This is a genomic window from Amycolatopsis echigonensis (assembly GCF_002846615.1).
Lineage (GTDB): Bacteria > Actinomycetota > Actinomycetes > Mycobacteriales > Pseudonocardiaceae > Amycolatopsis > Amycolatopsis echigonensis.
In genome coordinates this window covers 4295509-4321362 of the sequence record NZ_PJMY01000003.1, presented here as the reverse complement: position 1 = coordinate 4321362, position 25854 = coordinate 4295509, and the positions used below count along the sequence as shown (strand labels likewise).

Here is a 25854-nt window from a genome sequence, read left to right as displayed (position 1 = left end):
GTTTGACCGGAGGCCCGGATTTGCAGAGCGGGGAGACCGTGACCGCCGAGGGCGGCGCCGTGCCGGCGCGGCCCGAGGACCGGTACGGCACCGCGGGCAAGGGCAAGGCGCCGAAGCGCTGGCGGAGGTGGCTTTTCGTGGCCGTCGCGCTGGTCGTGAGCTGCGCGATCGCCTGGGTCTACTACCTCAACCTCGGCAAGACTCCGATCGACGCGGAACGCATCGGCTTCCAGGAGCTCCCCGGCGACGCGATGGAGGTCACCCTCAACGTCACCCGGGACGACGACAGCAAGCCCGGCGTATGCGTCGTCCGGGTGCGCGACAAGTCCGGCGCGGAAAGCGGCCGCCGGGAGGTGCTGGTTCCCGCCGGGGCCAGCCACAGCAGGGTGAACACAGTGGTGAAGAGCATCGGGACACCGGTGACCGCCGACGTGTTCGGCTGCTCGTATTCCATACCACGCTATCTGTCAACCCCGTAGCGGCCAACGGAGTGAAATGCGCGGCGAGCGTCCGCGCGGCGTGAAATGGACCGGCGTCGACCTGTCCTGCCGTGATACGCTCGTTTACCAGCACGGCCCCCGACGGGCCGTGTTTTTCCTTTATCTCAGCCGCGTGCGTACGCGGTGGCCGGCTTGTACACCCAAGCCTGGCAGGCCCTACGAGGAGATGGTGACCGTGAGCGACACCAAGGTGACCTGGCTGACCCAGGATGCCTACGACAGGCTCAAGCACGAGCTCGACGAAATGATCGAGAATCGTCCGGTCATCGCCGCCCGCATCAACGACAGCCGCGAAGAGGGCGACCTCAAGGAGAACGGCGGCTACCACGCAGCTCGCGAGGAGCAGGGCCAGGCCGAGGCCCGCATCCGGCACCTGCAGGAGCTGCTGCGCAACGCGAAGGTCGGCGAGGCGCCGGAGGACGACGGCACCGCGGGCCCCGGCAAGGTGCTCACCGTCAAGTACGACGGGGACGACGAGGAGGAGAAGTTCCTGCTCGCCACCCGTGAGGAAGGCGCGGAGGGCGCGCTCGACGTGTACTCCCCCGAGTCGCCGCTCGGCAAGGCGCTGCTCGGCGCCAAGGAGGGCGAGTCCCGCGAGTACGAGCTGCCGAACGGCAAGACCATGAAGGTCACCCTGATCAAGGCGGTGCCCTACAGCGAGTCCTGACTCGTCTCCGCCGAACGCGCGCCCGCCCGGTTTTCTCCGTGGCCCGGCGCGCGTTCGGCGGTCTAGCGTGTCTACCAGCGAAACCACTGGGAGGACACCGATGAGCACGGAACCGCTCTGCCTGACCTGCGGGACGCAGTACGCCGCCCCGCGAGCGGACTGCCCGATCTGCGAGGACGAGCGGCAGTACGTGCCGCCGGGCGGGCAGCAGTGGACCGACCTGGCCACGCTCCGCTCGAACGGCGAGCTCAAACCGCGGGTCGAGGAGCAGGGGCCGGGCCTCATCGGCGTCGGTTCGGATCCGAAATTCGCGATCGGCCAGCGCGCGCTGCTGGTCCGCGCGGCGAGCGGCAACTTCCTCTGGGACTGCGCCGCCTACCTCGACGACGAGCTGATCGGCAAGATCACCGAACTCGGCGGCATCACCGGCATCGCGATCAGCCACCCGCACTACTACACGACGATGGTCGAGTGGGCGCACGCCTTCGACGTACCGGTCTACCTGCACGAGAACGATCAGCAGTGGATCGGCAGGCCGGACCCGTCGATCCAGCTGTGGACCGGGACGACGCTCGACGTGTCGCCGGATCTGCAACTGATCAACCTCGGCGTGCATTTCGCCGGCGGCACCGTAATGCACTGGCCGGACGGCGAGGACGGCCGCGGAGCGCTGTTGTCCGGTGACATCGTGCAGGTCGTGCCGGACCGTACGCACGTCGGTTTCATGTACAGCTACCCGAACTTCATCCCAGAGCGGCCGAGCGTCGTACGGCACGCCGCGGAACTGTTGGAGCCGTACGCCTTCGAAGCCATTTACGGCGCGTGGTGGAACGCAATCGTGCGTACAGACGGCCACAACGTCGTACAGCGCTCCGCGAAGCGCTACCTCACGTACGTGTCCTAGCCGTCCGTTCGAGCAAGGGCCGCACTCGCGGCGGCACTGGTGTCGACAACGCGATCGAAGTCGACGTACGCAAGACATCCGGCACGCTGACCACTTCGTCGATGACGCGTTGCAGATCATCGTTGTCCCGCGCGACAAGGCGTACGAAGAGGTCGCCTTGTCCGGTGGTGGCGTGCACTTCGCACACTTCGTCGATCGCAGCCAGTGCCTCCGCGACGCCGGCGCGTTTGCCCTGCGCGATTTCCAGCACGGCGAACGCGGTGAGGCTGTATCCCATCGCGGCCAGATCGAGCTCCGGCGGGAAACCGCCGAGGATGCCGCGTTCGGTGAGGCGGTCCAGCCGCGCCTGCACGGTGCCGCGCGCGACGCCGAGCCGGCGCGCGCATTCGAGCACGCCCAGCCGGGGCGAGTCGGTGAGCAACAACAGCAGCCGCGCGTCGAGCGAGTCAAGCACCAGTTTCTCCCTGCGCAGGTTGTCCAAGATGACCGAGCTTCTCCAGGATATGCTGAACATATTGTCCAGCTGAAACGGAAACCGTTGCGCAGCTTGCCGGGCGCGACTCATGCTCAGTGCATGACCTCCACGATGGATCCGCACGGCGCACTCGACGACGTCAGCTATGACCAGCTCCGCCAGCTCGTCGGACTGGTGGACCACGACGCCTCGACCGACCCGTTCCCGGTCAAGGCCCTCGACGCGGTGGTGTTCATCGCGGGCAACGCCACCCAGACCGCGTGGTTCTACCAGGTCGCGTTCGGCATGCAGCTGGTCGCGTACTCCGGTCCCGAAACGGGACAGCTCGACCACAAGGCCTTCGTGCTCAAGTCCGGTTCCGCGCGCTTCGTGATCACCGGCGGCGTGAAGCCCGACTCCCCGCTGCTCGACCACCACCGCCGCCACGGCGACGGCGTGATCGACCTCGCCTTGGAGACCACCGACGTCGACAAGTGCGTCGAGCACGCCCGCAAGGAGGGCGCGACGATCCTCGAGGAGCCGCACGACGTCTCCGACGAGCACGGCACGATCCGCCGCGCGGCCATCGCGACCTACGGCGAGACCCGGCACACGCTCATCGACCGGTCCCGCTACAGCGGCATCTACCTGCCCGGCTTCGAACCGCGCGAGGGCACCGTCAAGCGGCCCGAGGGCGCGCCGAAGCGGCTGTTCCAGGCGGTGGACCACTGCGTCGGCAACGTCGAACTCGGCAAGATGGACTACTGGGTCGACTGGTACCACCGCGTCATGGGCTTCGTGAACATGGCGGAGTTCGTCGGCGACGACATCGCCACCGACTACTCGGCGCTGATGAGCAAGGTGGTGTCGAACGGCAACCACCGGGTCAAGTTCCCGCTCAACGAGCCGGCGATCGCGAAGAAGAAGTCGCAGATCGACGAGTACCTCGAGTTCTACGAGGGCGCGGGCTGCCAGCACATCGCGTTGGCCACCAACGACATCATCGCCACCATCACCGCGATGCGCGCGGCGGGCGTCGAGTTCCTCGACACCCCGGACTCCTACTACGACGACCCGGAGCTGCGTGCCCGGATCGGCGAGGTGCGCGTGCCGATCGAGACGCTGAAGGAGCACCGGATCCTGGTCGACCGCGACGAGGACGGCTACCTGCTGCAGATCTTCACCAAGCCGATCGGCGACCGGCCCACCGTGTTCTACGAGCTCATCGAGCGGCACGGTTCGCTCGGCTTCGGCAAGGGCAACTTCAAGGCCCTGTTCGAGGCCATCGAGCGGGAGCAGGAGCGCCGCGGCAACCTCTGACCCGCTTCCTCCCTTTCTCCGGCCCGTCCGCGAACTTCGCGGGCGGGCCGTTTATATTACGGCGCGCTACCGGAAGTTCGCGTACAGTAGTCGACATCAGGTAGGAAACCGCGCCGTGCGGACAATTCGGAACCGCGCGGAACCGACGGGGTCGCGCGTCCGTCATTCTGAAGACGTCACCGCGGAGAAAGGGGCCCGATGCCTGACAGCATCGACGCCAGCGAGCAGATGATCGAGGGCTGGACGAAGCAGCTCCAGCAGACCGCTGCCCGCTACCAGGCCATGGCCGAGCGCATGCAGGGCCAGACCGTCACCGAGCGGTCGAAGGACGGCGCGGTCGAGGTCACCGTGGACGCCAAGGGATTGCTGAAGAACCTGGTGCTCGCGGATTCCGCGGCAGGCAAGAAGATGGCCGACGTCTCCGCCGAGGTGATGCGGCTCGTGCAGCGTGCGCAGGCCCGGATCCCCGAACTGTTGCAGCAGGCCGCGGCCGAGACCGTCGGCGGCGACGAGACCACCGAAACGCTGGTGGCCGACGCGCAGCGGACGTTTCCCGCTCCGCCGCCCGAGGAACCGGCCGAGTCCGCCTCCGACCGGGTGCGCCGGTTCCTTCCGGAGGACGTCGAGGAAACCGGTGCCGCCGCACCGCCCCCGGCGGGCCCGCCCTCTCCGCCTCAGCAGCAACGCCGCCGCCGGAACTCGTCGGACGAGGACGACGACTTCGGCGGATCGATCCTGTCCTGACCGGAAGCCGTTCCAGGGGAAGAAAAACCATGGCACCCAGGGGTTATGAGATCGGCGGCGATCTCGAGGCACACGCGCGCCAGCTCGACGCGCTCGCCGACGGGCTCAAGCAGGCGGCCGACGCCGCGCACCAGGTCAGCATGCCCACCGACGCGTACGGCATTCTCTGCCAGCCGTTCCGGATGATGCTGGATCCGGTGGAGAACTACGGGATCGAGGCATTGCAGAACACCGTCACCGCGATGGACGCGCAGGCGCAGAAGGTGCGCGACGCGGCGAAGGCGTACGACAGCTACGAAGGCGAAGCCGCCGGTTCGATGAAGGCGAGCGACTAATGGCCGACGCCAATCCGCTGGTCGCCGAGTCCAAAAAGGACGGTGACGGGCCCGGGCCGTTCACCGAGGGCAACGGCGACTACGGCTACGCCACCGGCATCAACATCGCCGAATCGGCGACCGACGCGTTCAAGGGGATCGCGGACGGCGACTGGGTTTCCGGCGGACTGGGCGTCGCGAGCCTCGCCGGCGAGATCGCGGGCGCGGCGATCGACCCGTTCGGCTACCTGATGTCGTCGGTGGCGTCCTTCCTGATGGAGCACGTGCAGCCGCTGAAGGACATGCTGGACTCGGTCGCGGGCAACCCGCCGGTGATCCAGTCCTATGCCGACACCTGGGGCAACGTCGCGAAGTCGTTGCAGGAACGGCAGAAAGACCTCGAGAACGCGGTCAAGACCGGCACCGCGGAGTGGAAGGGCGACGGCGCGGACGCCTACCGGAAGTCCGCGGCGGAGGCGGCCGAGGCGATCGGCGGCGCGGCGACGGTCGCGAGCGCGATCGGCACCGTCACCATGATCATGGGCCAGGTCGTCGCCTTCGTGCGCGGTCTGGTGCGCCAGCTCATCGCGGACCTGGTGGGCAAGTTGATCTCCTGGGTCATGGAGGCGGTGTTCTCGCTCGGGTTCGGGACGCCGCTGGTGGTCGCGCAGGCCGTCACGGCGATCTCCAAATGGGGCGAGAAGATCAGCGAGCTGCTGACGAAGCTGTGCGAGACGATGCGCCGGGTCTCGCCGCTGCTCGGCAAGCTCGCCGAGGTTTTCACGAAGATCATCAAGGTGCTGGGCAAGCTGGCCGGCAAGGCCACCGGACTCGACGTGATCAGCACGAAGAACATCAAGGCGGGCGGCTTCTTCCACCGCGGCGGCTCCGGCGGCGGTGCGGGCGGTTCCGGCGGCGGCCCGCACGGCGGATCCGGCGAAGGAGACGTGGACCCTGGCTCGCCGGCCGGTTCGCGCCGCTCCCCCGGATCGGAGGATCCTGAGAGCGGCGACGGCCCGAACGGCAGCCACGACGGTTCGGACAGCCCCGACGCACCCGGTGACCACTCGGGCGATTCCAGCGGCTCCAACGGATCCGACAGCCCGAGCAGCGACAGTCCGTCTTCGCCCGGCTCGCCTTCGGTGCTGACGGACGACCTGGGACCGTCCACCATCGACACTGCGACGTCGTCGACCCGGCGCGTGTCGGACAGTCTGGGCGGGAGCCACACCGACTCCAGCCCGTCGACGCTCGCCGGTGATTCGAGCCCGACGTCCGGCGGGGGAAGCAATCCCCCGGACAGCACCTACCTGCCGCAAAGCTCTCCGCACAGCGACGCCCCGTCCTCGGTCAGCGCTCCGCCCAGTACTCCGCACTCCAGCGGGTCCTCGTCGCCGGGCGGCGGCACGCATACCGGTGGCGACGAGCCGAGTCCGCATCATGCGAGCAGCAACGACTCGACGTCGGCGAGCGGGTACGCGCCGCCTCGCACGGACGCTCCCGCTCCGGAATCCGCGCCCCCGCAGCACCTCCGCTCGAATGACGGCGGCGGTTCGGCACCGAACCAGAGTCCGGCGGGCGGAGGATTCCCGCAGCAGGGTGGCGGCGGCGGTCCGACGAATGCCCCGGCTGGCGGCGGCGGTCCGGCGCCTCGGCCCAGCGGCGGCGGCTGGACCGGAACGCCGGGGACGCGGGCTCCCGAGGCGGCGCCGAACCGGGTTCCCGACAGCGGTCCTTCGGGCCGGCGGCCGAGCGGCGGCCCGAGTCCGGCCGACAGCGGCGGGCCGACTCGTACTCCGGACCGATCCGGGCCTGGCCCGCAGCGGCCCAGCGACGGCGGTTCCTCGACCCCGTCGCGCGGTGGCGGCGGCGCGTCCGCTCCGCAGCGGCCCTCGGACGGCGGCTCGACACCCAACCGCACTGGCGACTCCGCCCCGCAACGCCCCGGTGGCGGCGGTTCTTCGCCGCAGCGTCCGGCGGATTCGTCCAGCGGCGGTCCGCAGCGCCCCGGTGACGGCGGCGACGTCGGGCAGCCCAAACGGCCTGGTACGGAACCAGGTCTCGGCCGTACGGAGCCAGCACCGGCGTCCGGCGGCGGATCGCCCGCGTCGGGCAACCGCGGATCCGGCGACGCGCCCCCGGCCGCGGCGGCCGTCGCGACCGGTCCCGGAGGAGGCCAGCGCGGCGCGGGGCGTCCCGACGGCTCACCCGAGCCCGTCGCACGCGGCGGCGCTCGTACTGACGCGCCGCCCGCCAAACCCGGCGACAGTCCACAACGGACGGGAAAGGAATCCCCGGCGCAGAACAGCAAAACGAACGCCGACGAATCCGGGAAGCCGAAGGACGGCGCCAAGCCGGGCAAGCCGAAGGACGGTGCCCCGGAGAAGAAGCCAGGGCAGCAGAGCGAGGCGGAAAACAAGCCGGGCAACGACAACCCCGACCACAAACCGGACCACGCCGACCCGGAGCACCAGGATCCGAAGCGCCACGATTCGGAAGGGTCGGACCACCACGACAACCCCGGCCACGACGGTGCCCCACCGCACCACGACGAGCCGCTGTCGCCGGACGACGTCAACCACCGGCACGCCGAGGACACCCCGGCAGGCAGCTCGTACCACCGCGGCGACCCCGAACTCGGCGACCTGCCGCACCGCGTCCAGCCGGACCCGGACGGGCGCTACACGGTGGACGTGCACGTCACGGCGGACGGCCACGCCCGCATCGGCGACCGGCGGTACACGCCGGAAGAGTTCGCGGACATCCTGCGGCGCAACGGGAACTACGACGGCAGGCCGATCCGGCTGATCGGCTGCGACGCGGGGTCGAACGACTTCGCGCACCGGTTGTCGCGTGAGCTCGACACCGAGGTGATGGCCCCGAGCAAACCGGCGTGGACCGATTCGCACGGCCGCGTCTTCTCTACCGACTACGAAATCGGCCCCGACGGACGGATGCGGCCGCGGATCCCGCCGGACGGCGAATGGTCGGTGCACCGCCCGGACGGCACGTCGCACCACGTCGGCGACGACGGGTTCGCCCCGGACGGCAAGCACCACGACCCGCACGACATCGACGCGGACAGTGCCGTCGACCGCGGACAGCCGCCGTTCAACCAGGAACAGCGGGACCAGGACGTGCGCGACCTCCGGCAGGAGAACCGCGACCGCCGCGCCGAGGGTCTCGACGGCGTGCGAGAGCTCAACGGCAATCGCAACCCGCTCATCGACGACGTGCGCCGTCCGCACGAACGGGCCCTCACCACGGCGAGGTTCCGCGACGCGAACGGCGAAACTGTCGATCTCTACAGTTTCAGCGGAAAGAGCCACGACTGGGCGCCGGCGAAGGACGGCCCCGAGTGGCCCAAGTCCGAGCGGTTGTTCGGCACCAAGGACGCCGGTCCGTACCGGCCCGAACTCGGCATGCCCGACCCCGAGGGCAAGTTCGGCCGCACCCACGACTCGGAACCGAAACTGCTCGAAGAAATGGTGCGGCACAATTTCGCGTCACGCTCCGGTCTCGACCGCGGTGAAATCGACGACATCGTCAAGAAGGAAATCGAGAAATCCCGGCGCGAGGAAGCCGCGTACCTCAAGAACAACAACGAAAGCATGTACCGCGAAGGACTTCGCGGCGATACGGCGCGCGCCCGGGACCGAATGGACGGCGCCCTCGAGGAAATCAACCGGCGCGGCGCGGAACGCGCGCACCAGAACGGGCGGACCTATACGCCGGTCACGCGCGAGGACATCAGCGGCGACCTGCGGATGGTCGTGGACCTGCCGTCCGCCAAGCGGGACATGATTCCGAACGAGTACCAGATCTGCGACTCCTGTACCGATGTTATCCTGCAGTACAAGCAGCTTTTCCCGAATGTCCGGGTCGAGGTCGTCAACCTCGCCGGTGAAAGGTTGATGTGATGACGGCGTCTGCGGGCGACGGCGCGGAACTGGTTCGCGCGATCTTCGCCGGTGCGGTCGAAGCCGGTTTGCGCGCGGAATCGGTGCGCGGCGCGTCCGATGCCGAGATCGACGCGATGGCGGAAGACCAGCGCGCCCGGGCCGTGCCCGCCGCCGCCAGGGAAGTGCTGCGCCTCATCGGCACGACGCACGGCCTGTGGCTGCCCGGAAGTTCGCTGGGCGTGCACGCGGTGCGCGGCGAGGCCAAGAACCACGCCGCGGCCACCGCGAACGCGCAGAACGCCGAACTGTCCGATGTGGACGGCGCACTGGTGCTGGCCGCGCACGGCGGGTACACCTACCACGTGGTCGACGGGTCCGACACCGACCAGGACGACCCGCCGGTCTGGCTGGTCACCGAGGACGAGCCCGCGCGCGTCGCCTGGACTTCGGTCAGCGCGTGGTTCAAGGCCATCACACCGGACGTCGAGCGTTACCGGGAGCGGCTGGAGATCATGCGCGAGACCGGGTCCGACTTCCTGCCGCCGTGGGCGCAGGACATCGTCCTCGGCGAATGATCGCCGACGTCGTGTGTCGCGCCACCGGTCCGGACGGTCGCGTTGACGTTCGACGCGCAGTACGGTTGGCCACCGACCGACCTGCTCGCGGCCACTCCGCGGAACGGTTGATCGAAATGACGCGTTCGCCCGGCGAGGAGCCACTGAACTCATGACCCGGCCACCGGTGCCGCTCACCGCTGCTCAGCAGCAGGAGCTCGTCCAGCAGATCGGCCAGGCGGCCGCGGCCGCGTTGCCCGCGGGCTGGCAGCAGCTGCAGGTCGTCTGCCGCGCCGCGGGACGGCACGTCGAAGTCGACGTCACCGTGCTCGCCCCGGACAACCGGACGTACCCGGTCCAGCCGCATCCGGAGCTGCCGCGGCTGTTCGGCGTGCTGCGCACCGGCATGTACCAGCCGGGTCGCGGCACGTGGCTGACCGCGACGCTGGTGTTCTCGCCGCAGCGGCCGCCGTTCATGGACTATCAGCCGGACGTCGAACCGCGGTGGCGGCAGATGCCTCCGCCGATCGGCTTCCAGGACGAGCTGCGGTTCTTCCCGCGTGAGGACCGGTTCATTCCGCCGTGGCTGCGGCAGCGGGCTGGTGCGGTTCCTCCGCCCGGGGCTGCTCCTGGACAGCCGGTTCCTGGTGCGAGCCCTGTGACACCTCCGCCGGTTCCTGGCGCGAGCCCTGCGGCACCCCCGCCGGTTCCTGGCGCGAGCCCTGCGGCACCCCCGCCGGTTCCTGGTGCGAGCCCTGCGACGCCCCCGCCGGCGCCGGGCTCGGGGCAGGTGCCGCCGCCGTTGCCGGGCGCGGAGAACCCGCCGTCCTCGGCTGGGCCTGCCACACCTCCAGAGCAGGCCTCGGACGCTGTTCCGGCGCTCCCCGTCGACGAGCCGGGGACGCCTCCTCCCTTGCCCGCCACTCCTCCGCCGCTGCCCGACCTGGACCAGGCCGCGTCGGCATCTGCTGGCGACGAGGCGCAATCCGAGCCCAGTGAAGCCGCGGCGGCCGAGATCGCTCCCGAGAGTTCCGGGGCGGAAGAGGTTCCCGAGGAAGCACAACCGGCCGCTCCTGAACCGGAAGCCGCTGTCTCCGAAGGAGATTCAGCGAGCGACGCTGTCGAGCTGCGTACTCCGCGCGTGTACGACGGGTTCGACGAGGCGGGGAATCCGGTCGTCGAACGGGAAGTGTTGCCGCAGGAGGAGCGCGAGCGAGTTCTCGCCTATCTCGACAGCGCGCCGGTCATCCTGGCGTCCCGCAGCAAAGACACCGACGCTTTCGATCCGTCCCGCACGGACGCTGTCCCGCTGAACTTCCGGACCGACGGCCGCTGGGTGTGGCCCGGCGCGGTCGCCTATTACCTGCGTGAGCACGGGATTTCGCCGGATCCGGAACTGGTCGAGCACATCCGGACGGCCGGGTACGCCGTGCCGGAGGTGGACGAGGCGACGCAGGCACGGATGCTCGCGGCGATGACCAGCCCGCCCGCCGAGGAGAGCCGTCCCCGGGAGGCGGAGCCGAAAGATCCAGAGCAGCTGCTGAGCGAAATCTCGGCGACACTCGTCGCGGCGGCTCCGCAGGGATGGCAGCGGATCGTCTTCGATTTCATGGCGCTGGGCAGGCACGCGAACCTCGCGTGCGGCGCACTGATGGCGGACGGGAGCACGCAGCAGGTTTCCGTTCCGCGGGAACTGTCGAGGCCGTTGGCTGAACTGCGACGCAGCAAATACGTCCAGGGCCGGGGCACCTGGTACACGCTCTCGCTGGTCATCGACCCGCCGGCGCACTACCGGGCCAGCTTCAACGAGGACGACGAACCGGCCTTCCACACGCCGCCCCGCCCCGAGGATTACGCGCTGGACCAGGAACTTTACCCGCGCGACGAGGACTATCTGCCGCCGTGGTTCAGCGCCCGGCTGCCGAACAGTCCACAGTAGACTTTTCAGCTGACGATCGTGAACCCGGCGTCGGCGAGGGCCGCCTCGACCTCCTTGCAGTGTTCCGGGCCGCGGGTTTCCAGGGCGAGGGCGACGTCGACCTCGCCGAGGGCCAGGCTGCCGGAGATGCGGGAGTGCTCGACGTCGAGGACGTTCGCGCCCAGGTCCTTGACGCACGACAGGACCGAAACCAGCGAGCCCGGCCGGTCCGGCACGCGCAGGTGCAGCTTGAGGTAGCGGCCGCCAGCGGTCATGCCGTGCTGGATGATCTGCTGCAGCAGCACGGGATCCACGTTGCCGCCGGAGAGGATCGCCACCACCGGCGGTTCGAAAGCGCCGGGGTGCTGCAGGAGCGCGGCCACTGCCGCGGCACCGGCGGGTTCCACGACCAGTTTTCGCCGCTCCAGGCACAGCAATACGGCGCGCGAGAGGGATTCCTCGGTGACTGTCACGACGTCGTCGACCAACGACTGGATGTGCGCGTAGCTGATCTTGCCCGGCTCGCCGACCGCGATCCCGTCCGCCATCGTGTGCACGTCGCGCAGCCGGACGGGCGCGCCGGCCGCGAGCGAAGGCGGGTACGCGGCGGCGTCCTCCGCCTGGACGCCGATCACCCGGATCTCCGGATGCGCCGCCTTCACCGCCGCCGCGACGCCGCCGACCAGCCCGCCGCCGCCCGTCGGCACAAGGATTGTTTTCACCCCCGGCACCTGTTCGAGAATCTCGAGGCCGACGGTGCCCTGACCAGCGATGACATCGACGTGGTCGAAGGGATGGATGAAGACCGCGCCGGTGCGCTCCGAGAACGCGATGGCCTCGGCGAGGGTTTCGTCAACGACAGCGCCGTGGAGGTGAACCTCCGCGCCATAACCGCGCGTCGCGGCGAGTTTCGGCAGCGGAGCGCGCAGCGGCATGAAGACGGTCGAGGAAATGCCGAGCAGCGACGACGCCAGCGCGACCCCCTGCGCGTGGTTGCCGGCACTGGCCGCGACGACGCCGCGGGCGCGTTCCTCGGCGGTCAGGCCGTGAATGCGGGTGTAGGCGCCGCGGATTTTGAAGGAACCGGTGCGCTGCAGGTTCTCGCACTTGAGGTACACCGGGCCGCCGTGCAGCCGGCGCAGGTCGCGGGCGTGCTCCATCGGCGTGACGCGGGTGATGCCCTCGAGAAGCTTCCGAGCTTCCTGGATGCGCTCGACGCTGACCAGTTCCATGGCGCCGATGATGCCACCGACGGACGGCCGGGGTGCGCCGCCCGCCGGACCGGTACCCTGATAACGGCAGCCACACATGATCAGGGAGTGCGACCATGGCACGCGCGCAGCACGGGACCACCGCACGGGCGAAGTCCCGCACCGGTCTGCTGCCGCTCGCCGCGGGAATCCTGTCCGCCGTGGCCCTCACCGGAGCCGCCTTCGCGACCGTCGAGGCGGCCGCCTGCACCGGCCCCGCCCAGTACATCCGGCACGACAACCACATCGAGCTGATCGGCGGCTGCATCAGCGGCAGCGAACTCCCGGCAACGACCGGGACCCGGTCGTCCAACGCGCTCCCGGAGAACAGCAAACCCTGAGCGGCGCTGGGCCATTGGACGGCAAGGGGTTTCGGCGAGTTCGGTCGGGGAAACGGTTCGCCGGGTGGCGGATTATGCGGGATTCGAGCCGATGGGGCGGCACTGGACTCCCTGCGCCGAACGGCTCTGACCAGGGCAAGCTCGGATCTTCGTAACGCTGAACGGCCGCGTGGCTTCAGCTCGAGCCCAAAGCCGCGAGCGCGCTAACCAGACCAATTCGATCCCGAGCGCGAAGTCCGCGCCCTCCGAGCTGAAAATCGGCCCCAGCCGACGCCGCTCGGCAGATTCCCGCGGCCGAGGCCGCCCAGCGATGACGACTCCCACGCGGCCAGCTCACTAGCTCCCGCACGCGATCACCCAGGCCGGGCCGACCCCGCCTCAACCGGCAACCCGACCGCGCACCGCCTCACCCCCGAAGCAGCCAGCGCACCACGCGAAATCGACCCCGGCGCGAAACCCGCACCCGAATCGGCACAGCCGGGCAGCCCGGCCGACGCCACCGGGCAAATTCGCAGCCGTCCAGCTCGGAAGCACCCGCACGCGATCACACAGACCGGGCCCACCCGCCTCAATCGGCAGGCTGCCTCACCAGCAAAGCTGCCAGCGCGCCAACCACACAAAACGACCCCAGCGCGAAGCCCGCACCGGAAATCGGCCCAGCTGAGCAATCCCGGCGACGCCACCGGACAGATTCGCACCCATTCAGCTCGGAAGCTCCGGCAAGCGCGCCCCGGCCACGCCGAATCGGCTCACGAAGAGGCAGCGCCTCACCAACACGAGGGCAAGATCGGCCCGCTGGCTCCTCTCGGCGGTGACGGGGACTCCGGAAACCAGCGCCCCATCACCAAGCCGGGGTCAGCCCAGCGCTTGGGTAAGGTCCGCTACCAAATCGCGGCCGTCTTCGATGCCTACCGACAGGCGGATCAGGTCCTCCGGGACTTCCAGCGTCGAGCCCGCCGTCGAGGCGTGCGTCATCTTGCCTGGGTGCTCGATCAGGCTTTCGATGCCGCCGAGCGACTCCGCCAGTACGAACAGCTTCGTGCGAGACGCGACTTCCAGCGCCGCCTTCTCGCCGCCGGCTACGCGGAACGACACCATTCCGCCGAAGCGGCGCATCTGCTTCGCCGCTACCTCGTGGCCGGGGTGTTCCGGCAGGCCGGGGTAGTAGACCTTGGTGACCTTCGGGTGCTTAGCCAGGGTGCGGGCGACCAGATCCGCGTTGTCGCTGTGCCGCTCCATCCGCAGGGCCAGCGTCTTGAGACCGCGCAGGGTCAGCCACGCATCGAACGGACCGGGGACGGCACCGGCGGCGTTGCGCAGGTAGAAGAGCTGCTCGCGCAGTTCGTCCTCGTTGGTGACGACCGCACCGCCGACGACGTCCGAGTGGCCGCCCAGGTACTTGGTGGTCGAGTGCACCACGATGTCCGCGCCGAGGGCCAGCGGGGTTTGCAGGTACGGCGTGGCGAAGGTGTTGTCCACGACCAGCCGCGCGCCCGCGTCGTGGGCGACACCGGCCAGCGCGGCGATGTCCGCGACGCCCAGCAGCGGGTTGGTCGGCGACTCGCACCAGATCAGCTTGGTCTCCGGGCGCATCGCGGCCCGGACCTCGTCGTTGCGGCTCAGGTCGGCGACCGTGTGCTCGACGCCCCACAGGCTGAGCACCTTGTCGATCAGCCGGAACGTGCCGCCGTACGCGTCGTTGCCCAGGACCAGGTGATCGCCGGGGCGCAGGACCGTGCGCAGCACCGCGTCGGACGCGGCCATGCCGGACGCGAACGCCAGCGTGTGCCGGGCTCCTTCGAGCGACGCGAGGGCTTCCTCCAGCGCGGTCCGCGTGGGGTTCGCGGTGCGCGAGTACTCGTAGCCGCCCTCGCGGGTGCCGCCTACGCCGTCCTGCGCGTACGTGGACGTTTGGTAAATCGGCACGATGACCGCACCCGTGCGGGGATCGGGCTGCTGCCCGGCGTGGATCGCGCGTGTTTCAAAACCCAGGACGGAGTAGTCGTCGGCCATGGTTCCCAGGGTACGGGGCACCCCCGACAATCCCATCAGATGGGAGGCAACTCACCATGCGGGAGGGCTGCCGGCACAAAACCCGCACCGGCAGCCCGTCGCTCACCAGCCCTGCGGCGCCGGGTAGCCGCCCTGCTGGGCCGGCGCACCCGGACGGTAGTTGACCCAGTCGGCGGTGGGCTTCACGATCGCCAGCACCAGCGTCGCGACCGGCGGGATCATCCCGACCAACGCACCGCCGATGCCCGCGCCCAGGATCTGCGCGCTGCTGCTGGTGTGGAGACTCGAGGTCATGGCCGACGCGGCGATGACCGACACGATTCCCAGCGCGATCGTCAGCCCGCAGCCGATGATCGTGCACAGCCGAGCGGCCGGCTTGTGCAGGAACAGGCCGATGCCGCCGAAGAACAGCAGGCCGACGAGGACCGCGTCGACGACCAGCGTCAGGTAGAACTGCCACATCGTCGTGTGGACGTTCGCGATCACCACGACCGAGGCGATCACGCCGATGATCGCGAAGATCCCGCCGAGAATCGCGAGAATCCCCGCGATGATCGCGGTCGCGCCGTTCGGTTTCTGCTGGTACACGCCAGGCCCGCCCGGGTACGCCGGGTACTGCTGACCTGCGGCGGGCGGGGCGAACGGCTGCTGCGGCGCGCCTGGGTACGGCTGGCTCGCCGGATACGGCTGCCCGGGGAACGGGCCGCTCTGCGGCTGCTGGGGCTGGCCCTGCGGGTTCTGGGGGTAAGTCACGGGGAGTCCTCGGTGCATCGGGCCCGCCGGGCGGCGGGTGGAGTGCTTGTATCGTGCCAGGTCCGCCCCGTTTTCGGGGCGGAATTACCACTGTCGCGAGGGTGACGAAACGGGTACGACGGGTACGCGATAGCGCAAGTAGCCGAAGGTCCGCGGCAGGCCCGCCAGCACCAGCACGAGCAGCACCGCCGCCGCCAGCGCGACGCGGTCGAGCGCGGCGAAATTCTCGAACCGCAGCAGCGTCCGGAAGTAGGCGAGATACGCCGGCGAACCGCCCTGCGCGGGCTCCAGCAGAAGCGCGCTAAGTGCGAGCAACGAGCCCGCGATAAGCAGCACCGCGCCGGCTGTGGCGCGGAAAAAGGTCGCGATCGCACCGAGCAGCAAGACCAGCGAAGCGGCCAGGTACGCGGCGAGATCGGCGAGCGTCAACGGCGGGAGGTCGCCGAGGCTGAACCCGGACGGAATGTCGAGGAACAGCTTTGCCGGAAGGTACCCGGACGTCGCGGCGGCGACGAGCCCGAACAACCCGGCCGCGATCGCGGTGCTCCCGTTCGGCCGGTACGGCACCGGCTCGGCCTCGGAGGATTCCCGTTCCCGCTGCCGTGCCGGAAGTCCGTGCAGGCCGCTCACGGCAGATCCCCCCTGGCTTGGAAAGGCGATTCGGACGGCGCCCACCCTAGCCCGGAAATGCGCGATGAGGGACCGGCGCGAGCGCATGGGCGCCGCAATTCCCCCGGCTGCCGGAACCGCCGGGAAAAGGCCACCACCTTTTCGCGAATCCCGCGAAAAACGGACCGGAAACGACGAAGGGCGCCGCCGTCGCGAGACGGAGACGCCCTTCGCGGAGATTCAGCGAGTCACCACTGCTGCGGCGGCTGCTGGCCCGGCTGGCCGTAGCCCGGAGGGGGCTGCTGCCCGCCCGGCGGCGGGTACTGGCCCGGCTGGCCGAAACCGCCCGGCTGCTGCGGCGGCTGGCCGTAGCCCGGCTGCTGGCCCGGGTGGCCGTAACCGGGAGGCGGCTGCTGGCCGAAGCCCGGCTGCGGGAAGCCCCCGCTGCCCGGGTTCGGACCGCCCGGCTGGCCCGGCTGCGGGAAGCCGCCGCTGCCCGGGTTGGGTCCGCCCGGAGGCGGGAAACCGCCGGACTGCGGCTGGCCGAAGCCCTGCTGTCCGCCGAAGCCGCCCGGCTGCTGCGGGCCACCAGGGCCACCCGGCCCACCGGGGCCGCCCGGACCGCCGGAGCCGCCCGAGGACGAACCGAGGCCGACGTACTGCGAGGTGGCCGGGATGATCGCGACTACGCCGATGATCAGGATGATGATGCCGAGGATCAGCGTCAGCATGCCGCCGCCGCTCGTCGCGCTGGAGCCGGCGCCGCCGTACTTGTCGGCGAAGGAGCTGCTGACCGAGGTCCCGGACTTCGCCAGGATCGAGAACAGCAGCAGCAGCACGCCACCGACGAGCACGCCGATCGGGGCGAGCTTGCGCAGCACGGCGGCGCGCGAGGCGAGCGCCAGCGCGACGCCGCCTGCCAGCGCGATCACCGCGCCGACCAGGATCATGATCACGTAGAACCACAGCGTGCCCGGCGACGCGAGACCGGCCTCGTCGAACAGCTTCTGGTACCGGCTCGAGCTGTCGTACATCTTCGAGTAGTCGCTGGTGTCGCTCATGTAGCCGAACGAGACGATCAGCGCGACCAGGCCGAGCACCGCGGTGATGCCGCCGGCGATGTAGCCGTACAGCGCGTTGCCGCCGCCCGAGGACTGCGCGGGGGACGCGCCGAACTGTGCGGGCTGGCCGAAGCCCTGCTGACCCGGCTGCCCGGGCTGGCCGAACGCGCCCTGCGGCGGGCCGCCGAAGCCGCCCTGGTCGTAGCCGCCCGGCTGGCCGAAGCCCTGCGGCGGCTGTCCCGGCTGTCCCGGCTGCCCGGGCTGACCCGGCTGGCCGAAGCCCTGCGGGGCGCCGAACCCGGCGACCGCGGCCGGGTTGTCCGCCGCGCTCGGCGGCGGGGCGTACGGGATGTTCTGCGGCTGCTGGCTCGGCGGGACCAGCTGCGTCGACTCGGCGTTGCCCTCGGCGCTCACGGGGTTGACCACCTGGGTGGCGTTCGAGTCAGCCGGCTGTCCCGGCTGCACGACCTGCGTCGGTTCCGGGGTGTCGCCGAAGGTGCCGCCGCCATGGGAGGGCTGCTGCGGCTGGCCCGGCTGGACCACCTGGGTCGGCTCCGACGCGCCGAAGGGACTGTCCTGCTGCGGTGTAGGACCACTCGACGGGCCCTGCGGCGGCTGCTGGCCGCCGTCCCAGGGCTGGTTCGGTGGCTGCGGAGCACTCATGTGGGTCTTGAACCCCCTTGACGAGGACGCGAAAAAGTTCTATTCGGCCGTAACGCTATCGGATGCCCGGCCGGGACGCTCGCAGACGCCCCGGCCGGCCTTCCGCGAGGTCCGGCCTACCGGCCCGCGAGGAACGCGAGCAGATCGTGCCTGGTGACGACGCCCGCCGGCTTGCCGTCGATCAGCACCAGCGCGCCGTCGGCCCCCTCGAGCGCCTTCATCGCGGCGCTCACCTGCTCGCCGGCCCCGATCGTGGGCAGCGGCGGCGACATGTGCGTCTCCAGCCGGTCGGCCAGCTGGGCCTTGCCGGTGAACAGCGCGTCGAGCAGATCGCGCTCGTTGACCGCGCCGACCACCTCGGCGGCCATCACCGGCGGTTCGGCGCTGACCACGGGCATCTGGCTCACGCCGAATTCCGACAGGATCGCCACCGCTTCGGCGACCGTCTCGTTCGGATGCGAGTGCACGAGGCTGGGCAGCGCACCGGACTTGCGGGTCAGCACGTCGCCGACGGTCGCGCCGGAGGAGTCCGGCGGGAGGAAGCCGTAGGACGACATCCAGCCGTCGTTGAACACCTTGGTGAGGTAGCCGCGGCCGCCGTCGGGCAGCAGCACGACCACGACGTCGTCCTCGGTCAGCCCCTCGGCCAGCTTCAGCGCGGCGGCCACGGCCATCCCGCAGGAACCACCGACGAGCAGGCCTTCCTCGGTCGCGAGCCGGCGCGTGGTCTCGAAGGAGTGCGCGTCGCTGATCGGGATGATCTGGTCCGCGATGTTCCGGTCGTAGGTTTCCGGCCAGAAGTCCTCGCCGACGCCCTCGACCAGGTACGGCCGGCCGCTGCCGCCGGAGTACACCGAGCCCTCGGGATCGGCCCCGATGACCTGGACGCGGCCGTCGCTGACCTCCTTCAGGTACTTGCCGGTGCCGGAGATCGTGCCGCCGGTGCCGACGCCCGCGACGAAGTGGGTGATCTTGCCGTCGGTCTGCCGCCAGAGCTCGGGGCCGGTGGAGTAGTAGTGGCTGGCCGGGTTCTCCGGGTTGGCGTACTGGTTGGGCTTCCAGGCGCCCTCGATCTCGCGCACGAGCCGGTCGGACACGTTGTAGTAGGAGTCGGGGTGCTCGGGAGCGACCGCGGTGGGGCATACGACGACGCGGGCGCCGTACGCGCGCAGCACGTTGCGTTTGTCCTCGCTCACCTTGTCCGGGCAGACGAACACGCACTGGTAGCCCTTGCGCTGGGCGACCATGGCGAGCCCGACCCCGGTGTTGCCCGAGGTGGGCTCCACGATCGTGCCGCCAGGGCGCAGTTCGCCGGAGGCTTCGGCGGCCTCGATCATCCGCAGCGCGATCCGGTCCTTCACGCTGCCGCCCGGGTTGACGTACTCGACCTTGGCGAGCACGAGCGGCTTGAGCCCCCGCGTAAGCGAATTCAGCTTGACCAGCGGGGTGTTGCCCACGAGGTCCACGATGTGTTCTGCGTACTCCACCCGGCCAGCCTAAACAGGCGGGTGCCGGACCGGCTAGCTCGGGACCGCCGCACGCCGATCCGTGATCCCGTCCCGGAGATCCGTCCCGGCCCGCGGTGCCGCACCCCAACGCTTGATGGCCCCCGTTGCCGGTTCACCTCCTGGTCGGGGATCCACTGCGCGTTGACTCTCCACGAATCTTGGTGGTTCCGCCGTTATTCCGGAACGCTCGAAGGGACCACGCGGAGCCAGCCGTCGTCGCCGGGTTCCTCGGTCCAGCCGGGCGGCCAGGAGCGTTTGTATCCGGGCTTCGCGAGCGCTCCGGCCAGCCGGGCTTCCGAGTTCATCCCGAATTCCGCGTGCTGTTCGAACTTCGTGCCGCGGAAAACGTCGCGCTCGCCGCCGAAGACGGTGCCGCGGAAGTCCGCGCGGTCGTGGAACGTGGCTTCATGAAAATCGGCTTTGGTGCCGAATTCCGTACCGCGAAAGGTCGCGATTTCCTGAAATTCGGTCTGATAGCAAACAATGGAACGGATCCGGCAGTGTGACAGGGTCAGCGCGATGAGCTTGGCTCCGGAGAAGTCGAGGTCGATGTCCGGCCAGTACGACCCGTTCGGTTCCTCCCCGGCGCCCGGGCGCAGGTGCAGCATCAGGATCCGCTGCGCGGCCTTGCGCACCTGGACCTCTTCGTCCGTGCCGTCGAGCGGCATCCGCAGGTACGCGCAGAGGACGTTGACGATGGTCTGCCGCTGGTCCGCGTGGCTTTGCGCGAGCCGTTCGAGCGCGTACAGCCCGGCCAGCCGGACCGGGGCCTTGTCGCTGCCGAGCTGGTCGGCGGCCTTGCCGTACATGTCGGTGATCCGGCGCTCGGTTGCGTCGTGGTCCTTCTGTTCCAGATTCAGTTCCGCGGACCGCTGGCGTCGCGCGGCGAGCAGGAGCGCGGCCGCGCCGCCGGTGCCGACGACGATGCTCGAGGCCGTGCGCAACGCGTCGAGCCGAGACGAATCCGCCGGGGTGCCGCCGCCGAGCAGCCACAGCAGCAGAGCCGCCGCGACGGCCGCGAGCAGCACGATGCCGGTCCCCCACCACGCGATGGTGCGCGTGGACAACACCCGGTTGCGCTCTGTCACGGCGGAAATCCTCCCACGGGAGCAAGGTGGTGCATGTCGCCTTCGGCTTTCGATCGGACGCCGGACGCGGCAAGATGGTGAGCAACCGCTTAGTGCCGCCGACCCGAGGATGTGTCTGTCATGCCCGAAGCTGTCATCGTCTCCACCGCCCGCTCCCCGATCGGACGCGCCGGGAAGGGCTCGCTGGTCGGGATGCGTCCCGACGACCTGGCCGTGCAGATGGTGCGCGCGGCGCTGGACAAGGTGCCCCAGCTCGACCCGGCCGACATCGACGACCTGATGCTCGGCTGCGGCCTGCCCGGCGGCGAGTCCGGCTTCAACATGGGCCGCGCGGTGGCCGTCGAACTCGGCTACGACCACCTGCCCGGCTGCACGATCACCCGGTACTGCTCCTCCAGCTTGCAGACCACCCGGATGGCGCTGCACGCGATCAAGGCGGGCGAGGGCGACGTCTTCATCTCGGCGGGCGTCGAGACCGTGTCGCGGTTCGCCAACGGCAGCTCCGACTCCTGGCCGAACACGCACAACCCGCTGTTCGCCGAGGCCGAGGCGCGCACGCAGGCCACCGCCGAGTCCGGTGCGGACAGCTGGCAGGACCCGCGCGAGAACGGGCAGCTCCCGGACGTCTACATCGCGATGGGCCAGACCGCGGAGAACCTCGCGCGGCTCAAGGGCATCACCCGCGAGGAGATGGACGAGTTCGGCGTGCGGTCGCAGAACCTCGCCGAGAAGGCCATCGCGGACGGCTTCTGGGCCAAGGACATCACGCCGGTCACGCTCCCGGACGGCACGGTCGTGTCGAAGGACGACGGTCCGCGCGCGGGCGTCACGCTTGAGGGCGTGTCCGGGCTGAAGCCGGTCTTCCGCCCCGACGGCCGGATCACCGCCGGCAACTGCTGCCCGCTCAACGACGGCGCGGCGGCCGTCGTGATCATGTCCGACACGAAGGCGCGCGAACTGGGCCTGACGCCGCTGGCGCGCGTCGTGTCCACCGGCGTCACCGGGCTGTCGCCGGAGATCATGGGCTACGGCCCGGTCGAGGCGTCGAAGCAGGCGCTGTCCCGCGCCGGTCTGTCCATTTCGGACATCGACCTGGTCGAGATCAACGAGGCGTTCGCCGCGCAGGTCATCCCGTCCTACCGCGACCTCGGCATCGACCTGGACCGGCTGAACGTCAACGGCGGCGCGATCGCGGTCGGCCACCCGTTCGGCATGACCGGCGCGCGGATCACCTCGACGCTGATCAACTCCCTTCAGCACCACGACAAGCAGTTCGGCCTCGAGACGATGTGCGTCGGCGGCGGACAGGGCATGGCGATGGTTCTGGAGCGGCTTTCCTAGTTCCGGCAACGAGAAGGGCCGCCCGCGGGGTTTCGCGGGCGGCCCTTCTCGTCGGATAGAACGTCAGTGCATCAGCACCGGCGGAGCGGTCTCGCCGGATTCCGCCGCCTCGGGCACCACGCGTTTCTTCGGCAGGAAGAACGCGGGCACCAGGCACAGCGCCAGCAGAATCGTCCCCCACAGGAACGTCGTCGCGAACGACTCGCCCGCGAGGCCGGCCGCGGCGTCGTGCGTCGCCGGGTTCATCGTCGCCGCGGTGGCGACCAGCTGGCCCTGGCTCGTGGGGACGCCGAACTTCCCGGCGAGCAGCGCCGCCAGGATGATCGACATCACCGCGGACCCGATCGCGCCCGCGGTCTGCTGCAGGATGTTCGTCGCGGTCGAGGCCTTCGCCATGTCCTTGGGCCGCAAGGTCTGCAGCGCGGCCGAGGTGATCGGCATCATCGTGCAGCCCATGCCGATGCCCATCACGAACAGCGCGGACAACAGCTGCCAGTACGGCGTGGTCGCGCTGACCTGCGTGAACACCACCATGCCCAGCGCGATCAAGACGAGGCCGGGCAGCACGATCTTGCGCGCGGCGATCTTGTCCGCGAGCCGTCCGGTGACCGGCATCGCCAGCATCGCGCCCAGGCCCTGCGGGGCCAGCAGCAGACCCGCGTTGAGCGCGGTCTCGCCGCGCACCAGCACGAAATACGTGGGCAGCAGCAGCATCGCGCCGAAGAAGCCGATACAGAACACCGACATCGTGATCATCGCGACCGAGAACGACCGGTTGCGGAACAGCTTCAGGTCGATCAGCGGATGCTCCATGGTCCGCGCCCGCAGCACGAACGCGACCAGCAGCACCAGCCCGGCCAATGCGGGCAGCCACACCTCGAGGTCCGCGACGGTGCCGGTGGACGGGATCCGCGAGACGCCGAAGATCAGCGCGGCCAGCCCCGGCGACACCATCAGCATGCCGAGGAAGTCGAACGGGTTGCCCGGTTCCGGGTTGTCCTTCGGCAGCAGCCGCAGCGCGAGCACGAAGGCGATCACGCCGATCGGGACGTTGATGTAGAAGATCCAGCGCCAGCTCACCGAATCGACCAGCCAGCCGCCGAGGATCGGGCCGCAGATCGGGCCGAGCAGCATCGGGACGCCCAGCACGGCCATCACCCGGCCGATCCGCTGCGGACCGGCCGCCCGGGTCAGGATCGTCATGCCGGCCGGCATCAGCATGCCGCCGCCCAGGCCCTGCACGACGCGGAACGCGATCAGCGATTCGACGTTCCAGGCGAGCCCGGCCAGCATCGACCCGACCAGGAAGGTGCCGATCGCGAGCAGGTACAGCCGTTTCGTGCCGAACCGGTCGGACGCCCATCCGGTGACCGGGATGACGGTCGCGAGCGCCAGCATGTAGCCGGTCGCGACCCACTGGATGGTGTCGAACGACGTGGTGAACTGGATGGTGAGCTTCTGGAGAGCGACGTTGACCACGGTGGTGTCGAGGATCGCCATGATGGCGCCGAGCACCACCACGGAAGCGACCTTCAGCACTCCCCGGTCGAGTTTGTCACCGGCATCCGGCACGGCCGGATCCGCTGGTGCGGACATGCGGAACCCCATCTGTGAGTGGTGAAGCGCAAGCCCGCGACGCGACAATACGACCGCGGTTCCCCCTTGCGCACGCTCCAGACTAGCCGAGCGGCAAGCGGCGACGCAGCCTTTTTCGCTGGCGGACGAACCGCGTGGGTACTTTTCGCGCAGCCGCGATGACCTGCGAAAAGTCCCCGCGCGAGTCAGCAGATACTGTCCGTGCGCACCGGGTTGCCCAAACCGAACAACGGCCGCAGTTTCAGCCCGATCCAGGTGCCGAAAAGCGCGAACGCGCCCCACAGCCAGCCGTGCAGGCTGCCGACGGAAATGCCGCCGAGGTACGCGCCGATGTTGCAGCCGTTCGCCAGTCGCGCGCCGATGCCCATCAGGATTCCGCCGAGGATCGCGGCGACCGCGGTGCGCCACGGGATCGAGCTGTGGATCTTCCACGCGCCCGCGGCCGCGGCGGCGACGAACGCGCCGATCATGATGCCGATGTCGGTGAGGCTCGTCTTGTCCTGCCAGATCGGCTTGGACAGCGACACCGCGTTCGCCTTCAGCCGCCAGAACTCCCAGTGCTCCGGGTGCAGCCCGAACACCTGGAGGATTTTCGCGCCCCACAGGCTGAACGCGCTCGTCACGCCCCAGATGCCGCCGGAAACCAGGTACACCGCGCCGGCCAGCACGCCGAGCACGACCGCGCCGACGAGGATCGGCCACGAGCCGCGGAAGATCCGGGCGAACCCGCGTGCCGTCGGCACGGTGTCGACCGGCGGCGGCACCCGGCGCTTCTGCACCAGCCGGGTCACGAGGACGATCGCGACGAGCACCGCGATCGTGATCGCCCACGACCCGAACCAGCCGACGTGGTCCGACAGCAGGAAACCGGAAACCTGCGGCCAGCCGGTGAAAAGCGGATAGCCCCACGTGTAGAGGACCGAGCCGGTGACGAACCCGCCGAGCGTCAGCACGATCGTCGACTGCCCGGCCCCGACCGCGAACAGCGTCCCGGACGCGCACGCGCCGCCGAGCTGCATGCCGATCGCGAACAGCGTGGCCCCGACGAACAACGCGAGCCCGATCGGCCCGACGTTCGCCACCGGCAGCGGTTTGCTGCCGAAGAGGCCCGCGCCGGTGCCGCAGATAAGGGCGATGAGCGTCGCGGCCGTGCCGAGCAGGAGGGTGTGCGCGCGAAGGCCCTGGCCGTTGCCGACGGCGATGAACTGCCGCCAGGCGGACGTGAAACCGAAACGGGAGTGGAAAAGAGCCAGGCCGAGCAACAGCCCCAGCACGAGCAGGACCCCGAACTTCGCGCCGTGCGCGGCCCAGACGTAGGCGGTCAGCCCGACCGCGAGCACCGCGGCGACGACCAGCGGGACGACCTTGACCGGCTCTTCCGGTTTAGGCGCCGGAGCCGCACAGGAGGTTGGAAAATCGAGGAGCTTTCGCTCGTCGACAGGGGAATCAGTGGTCGCCACCACGTCTCCTGGGGGTGTCGGGGATTAACGGGGCCCGCCCGGCAGCGGGCGGCGATCCACGTTAGGTCCCGGTGCGGCCCCGACGCAGCCTGTCTCACGGAGTGCGACGAACGGCCGAAACCGGGCGTCCGGACGGCCCCTTTGTACCGCCCTGGTCAGCTCTTGATGCAGATGGCTTCCTCGGGGTCGGAGTACCAGCGGGCCGCGGTCGAACCGCTGCCCTCGCACGCCGAACGGTCCTTCGCGCCGGGCACCACCTTGACTATTTCCGCGTTCTTCTGCGGGTCCGCGCAGGCGACCTTCTGGTAGGTCGTCGTGGCCGTCTGCAGCCCGGAGAGGCAATCCCCCTGCTGGACGTTGGGAATCAGGCAGAGCACGCGGCGGTTCTTGCCGCCCGTGGTGTAGCGGTAGTAGTCGCCGCGCGGGCAGCTTCCGCTCCGGTTGGCGCGGGTGACCGCGACCTTGACGTTCGCGCCGGGGTCCGTGCAGTCGACGGTTTTCGTCGTCGTGGTCGAGCCGGACTTCTCGATGTGCATGCAGTCGCTCGCGTGGGTGTTGCTGGTCGAGTTGCCGAACGTGAAGAAACCGATGGCGACGCCCGCGACCACGACTGCCACCGCGACGGCGATCAGGACCGCGATCCGGGTCGGGAACTTGCGCCGCGGGCCTGGCTGCGGCGGCATCCCGCCCGGGCCGTAGTGCTGCTGGAACGGCGACGGGCCGTTCTGGCCGTAGCCCGGCTGCGGTCCGTGCCCGTGCGGGGGGACGCTCACGTGGTACCTCGAAAACCCGAAAGAAAGATTCCGACCGGGCATATCCAACACGACGGCCGAGGGGGCTCGCAGAGATTCTCGGCAGAAAAACAGAAAAGGCGCTCCGCGTAACGCGGAGCGC

22 protein-coding genes are annotated in these 25854 nt (G+C 69.8%); 11 read left to right on the top strand and 11 right to left on the bottom strand.

Features of this window, described 5'->3' with window-relative positions:
- Window positions 1–38 precede the first annotated feature (38 nt).
- From ATK30_RS25605 to ATK30_RS25595, 3 genes are all read left to right on the top strand, one after another.
- Window positions 39–479 carry a DUF4307 domain-containing protein gene (locus ATK30_RS25605; protein ID WP_101441068.1) on the top strand — a complete coding sequence of 147 codons (441 nt, stop codon included), beginning with the start codon at window positions 39–41 and terminating at the stop codon, window positions 477–479.
- Between the two features lie 187 nt (window positions 480–666).
- Entirely contained in the window at window positions 667–1167 is a 501-nt protein-coding gene (greA, locus tag ATK30_RS25600; protein WP_101437755.1) for a transcription elongation factor GreA, read from the top strand.
- A gap of 100 nt (window positions 1168–1267) precedes the next feature.
- Window positions 1268–2071: an MBL fold metallo-hydrolase gene (locus tag ATK30_RS25595; RefSeq protein WP_101437754.1), complete on the top strand. Its 804-nt coding sequence runs from the start codon at window positions 1268–1270 to the stop codon at window positions 2069–2071.
- On the opposite strand, the gene ATK30_RS25590 is transcribed toward ATK30_RS25595, so the two are convergent.
- Window positions 2055–2528 (bottom strand): Lrp/AsnC family transcriptional regulator, encoded by a 474-nt coding sequence (locus ATK30_RS25590; RefSeq protein WP_101441067.1) that lies wholly within the window; start codon window positions 2526–2528, stop codon window positions 2055–2057. The two genes, ATK30_RS25595 and ATK30_RS25590, sit on opposite strands and share 17 nt — an antisense overlap.
- A gap of 117 nt (window positions 2529–2645) precedes the next feature.
- Here ATK30_RS25590 and hppD point away from each other — a divergent pair, with 117 nt between their 5' ends.
- The 6 genes from hppD to ATK30_RS47530 all read left to right on the top strand — a co-directional run bounded on the left by hppD (window position 2646) and on the right by ATK30_RS47530 (window position 11298).
- Window positions 2646–3845: a 4-hydroxyphenylpyruvate dioxygenase gene (hppD, locus tag ATK30_RS25585; RefSeq protein WP_101437753.1), complete on the top strand. Its 1200-nt coding sequence runs from the start codon at window positions 2646–2648 to the stop codon at window positions 3843–3845.
- 198 nt (window positions 3846–4043) lie between these two features.
- Window positions 4044–4589, top strand: coding sequence for a YbaB/EbfC family nucleoid-associated protein (locus tag ATK30_RS25580; RefSeq protein WP_101437752.1), 546 nt, complete (start codon window positions 4044–4046; stop codon window positions 4587–4589).
- Window positions 4590–4618: 29 nt separating this feature from the next.
- Window positions 4619–4924, top strand: coding sequence for a type VII secretion target (locus ATK30_RS25575; RefSeq protein WP_101437751.1), 306 nt, complete (start codon window positions 4619–4621; stop codon window positions 4922–4924).
- Window positions 4924–8823 carry a hypothetical protein gene (locus ATK30_RS25570; protein WP_101437750.1) on the top strand — a complete coding sequence of 1300 codons (3900 nt, stop codon included), beginning with the start codon at window positions 4924–4926 and terminating at the stop codon, window positions 8821–8823. The genes ATK30_RS25575 and ATK30_RS25570 overlap by 1 nt, the downstream gene beginning before the upstream one ends.
- Window positions 8823–9380: a hypothetical protein gene (locus ATK30_RS25565; protein ID WP_101437749.1), complete on the top strand. Its 558-nt coding sequence runs from the start codon at window positions 8823–8825 to the stop codon at window positions 9378–9380. The genes ATK30_RS25570 and ATK30_RS25565 overlap by 1 nt, the downstream gene beginning before the upstream one ends.
- 151 nt (window positions 9381–9531) lie before the next feature.
- Window positions 9532–11298 carry a hypothetical protein gene (locus ATK30_RS47530; RefSeq protein ID WP_416332798.1) on the top strand — a complete coding sequence of 589 codons (1767 nt, stop codon included), beginning with the start codon at window positions 9532–9534 and terminating at the stop codon, window positions 11296–11298.
- 5 nt (window positions 11299–11303) lie between these two features.
- On the opposite strand, the gene ilvA is transcribed toward ATK30_RS47530, so the two are convergent.
- Window positions 11304–12509 carry a threonine ammonia-lyase gene (gene ilvA, locus ATK30_RS25545; RefSeq protein ID WP_101437746.1) on the bottom strand — a complete coding sequence of 402 codons (1206 nt, stop codon included), beginning with the start codon at window positions 12507–12509 and terminating at the stop codon, window positions 11304–11306.
- A gap of 95 nt (window positions 12510–12604) precedes the next feature.
- Here ilvA and ATK30_RS25540 point away from each other — a divergent pair, with 95 nt between their 5' ends.
- Complete coding sequence (locus ATK30_RS25540) at window positions 12605–12868, top strand: hypothetical protein (protein WP_101437745.1); 264 nt, start codon at window positions 12605–12607, stop codon at window positions 12866–12868.
- Between the two features lie 855 nt (window positions 12869–13723).
- Here the strand turns inward: ATK30_RS25540 and ATK30_RS25535 are convergent.
- The 6 genes from ATK30_RS25535 to ATK30_RS25510 form a co-directional block, all read right to left on the bottom strand.
- A complete protein-coding gene (locus ATK30_RS25535) occupies window positions 13724–14881 on the bottom strand; it encodes a cystathionine gamma-synthase (protein ID WP_101437744.1) in 1158 nt (385 codons plus the stop codon).
- A gap of 102 nt (window positions 14882–14983) precedes the next feature.
- Complete coding sequence (locus tag ATK30_RS25530; protein ID WP_101437743.1) at window positions 14984–15634, bottom strand: hypothetical protein; 651 nt, start codon at window positions 15632–15634, stop codon at window positions 14984–14986.
- Window positions 15635–15718: 84 nt separating this feature from the next.
- Window positions 15719–16264 carry a hypothetical protein gene (locus ATK30_RS25525; protein ID WP_244194721.1) on the bottom strand — a complete coding sequence of 182 codons (546 nt, stop codon included), beginning with the start codon at window positions 16262–16264 and terminating at the stop codon, window positions 15719–15721.
- Between the two features lie 227 nt (window positions 16265–16491).
- Window positions 16492–17847 (bottom strand): RodZ family helix-turn-helix domain-containing protein, encoded by a 1356-nt coding sequence (locus ATK30_RS25520; protein WP_167442222.1) that lies wholly within the window; start codon window positions 17845–17847, stop codon window positions 16492–16494.
- Window positions 17848–18083: 236 nt separating this feature from the next.
- Window positions 18084–19454 carry a cystathionine beta-synthase gene (locus ATK30_RS25515; protein ID WP_101437741.1) on the bottom strand — a complete coding sequence of 457 codons (1371 nt, stop codon included), beginning with the start codon at window positions 19452–19454 and terminating at the stop codon, window positions 18084–18086.
- Between the two features lie 194 nt (window positions 19455–19648).
- Window positions 19649–20563, bottom strand: a complete 915-nt coding sequence (locus tag ATK30_RS25510; protein WP_101437740.1) for a pentapeptide repeat-containing protein — start codon at window positions 20561–20563, stop codon at window positions 19649–19651.
- Window positions 20564–20683: 120 nt separating this feature from the next.
- On the opposite strand from ATK30_RS25510, the gene ATK30_RS25505 reads away from it, so the two are divergent.
- A complete protein-coding gene (locus tag ATK30_RS25505) occupies window positions 20684–21904 on the top strand; it encodes an acetyl-CoA C-acetyltransferase (RefSeq protein WP_101437739.1) in 1221 nt (406 codons plus the stop codon).
- A gap of 63 nt (window positions 21905–21967) precedes the next feature.
- Here ATK30_RS25505 and ATK30_RS25500 read toward each other — a convergent pair whose 3' ends face one another.
- The 3 genes from ATK30_RS25500 to ATK30_RS25490 all read right to left on the bottom strand — a co-directional run bounded on the left by ATK30_RS25500 (window position 21968) and on the right by ATK30_RS25490 (window position 25733).
- The gene (locus ATK30_RS25500; protein WP_101437738.1) at window positions 21968–23500 is read right to left on the bottom strand and encodes a DHA2 family efflux MFS transporter permease subunit; all 1533 of its coding nucleotides are present in this window, start codon (window positions 23498–23500) and stop codon (window positions 21968–21970) included.
- 185 nt (window positions 23501–23685) lie between these two features.
- Window positions 23686–24963: a YeeE/YedE family protein gene (locus ATK30_RS25495; protein ID WP_463672409.1), complete on the bottom strand. Its 1278-nt coding sequence runs from the start codon at window positions 24961–24963 to the stop codon at window positions 23686–23688.
- Window positions 24964–25115: 152 nt separating this feature from the next.
- A complete protein-coding gene (locus ATK30_RS25490; protein ID WP_208637424.1) occupies window positions 25116–25733 on the bottom strand; it encodes an LppU/SCO3897 family protein in 618 nt (205 codons plus the stop codon).
- Window positions 25734–25854: the final 121 nt, after the last annotated feature.

Coding starts and splice junctions, on each gene's coding strand:
- ATK30_RS25565 (WP_101437749.1), top strand. CDS start 8,823: ATGACGGCGTCTGCGGGCGACGGCGCGGAACTGGTTCGCGCGATCTTC.
- ATK30_RS47530 (WP_416332798.1), top strand. CDS start 9,532: ATGACCCGGCCACCGGTGCCGCTCACCGCTGCTCAGCAGCAGGAGCTC.
- ATK30_RS25535 (WP_101437744.1), bottom strand. CDS start 14,881: ATGGCCGACGACTACTCCGTCCTGGGTTTTGAAACACGCGCGATCCAC.
- ATK30_RS25540 (WP_101437745.1), top strand. CDS start 12,605: ATGGCACGCGCGCAGCACGGGACCACCGCACGGGCGAAGTCCCGCACC.
- greA (WP_101437755.1), top strand. CDS start 667: ATGGTGACCGTGAGCGACACCAAGGTGACCTGGCTGACCCAGGATGCC.
- ATK30_RS25500 (WP_101437738.1), bottom strand. CDS start 23,500: ATGTCCGCACCAGCGGATCCGGCCGTGCCGGATGCCGGTGACAAACTC.
- ATK30_RS25580 (WP_101437752.1), top strand. CDS start 4,044: ATGCCTGACAGCATCGACGCCAGCGAGCAGATGATCGAGGGCTGGACG.
- ATK30_RS25595 (WP_101437754.1), top strand. CDS start 1,268: ATGAGCACGGAACCGCTCTGCCTGACCTGCGGGACGCAGTACGCCGCC.
- hppD (WP_101437753.1), top strand. CDS start 2,646: ATGACCTCCACGATGGATCCGCACGGCGCACTCGACGACGTCAGCTAT.
- ATK30_RS25505 (WP_101437739.1), top strand. CDS start 20,684: ATGCCCGAAGCTGTCATCGTCTCCACCGCCCGCTCCCCGATCGGACGC.
- ilvA (WP_101437746.1), bottom strand. CDS start 12,509: ATGGAACTGGTCAGCGTCGAGCGCATCCAGGAAGCTCGGAAGCTTCTC.
- ATK30_RS25570 (WP_101437750.1), top strand. CDS start 4,924: ATGGCCGACGCCAATCCGCTGGTCGCCGAGTCCAAAAAGGACGGTGAC.
- ATK30_RS25575 (WP_101437751.1), top strand. CDS start 4,619: ATGGCACCCAGGGGTTATGAGATCGGCGGCGATCTCGAGGCACACGCG.